This window comes from Mesorhizobium sp. Arg314 (assembly GCF_053714275.1).
Map to the genome: position 1 here is coordinate 1 of NZ_JBSKBP010000302.1, position 328 is coordinate 328.

The 328-nt window shown below is 62.2% G+C and carries 1 pseudogene; it reads right to left on the reverse strand.

Going from position 1 to position 328, the window contains the following annotated elements:
* Positions 1-328 (reverse strand): annotated as a pseudogene (locus ACWGS9_RS35595) (Ulp1 family isopeptidase); the annotation flags it as partial.

The window sequence follows — 328 nt, forward strand, 5'->3', positions numbered from 1 at the left end:
AGTCGTAATGATAGGCGACCGGCGCGTCCCGAAGGCGCCGGTCAACAAGCAGCAGTGACCAATGGGTGCCGCCGCCGTCCGCTGTGGCATTGTTCACTGGCAGGAAAAGGAAGTCGGCTGTATCGCGCCCCTGTTCATCAAGTGCGGCCAAAGTCTGGTGCGTTTCGTTCTGGCTGGTGGTCCAGCGCAGCAGATGGGTTTCCGCGGGCTGCACGAACCGGGTCCGGGCGGCCATGTCCGGATTGTCCCTCTGCAACTGCTCGCCCAGGAGATTGTAATCCGCCGTGATATGCTCGTCACCGAGGTAATCGATGGCGCCAAGCGCCAG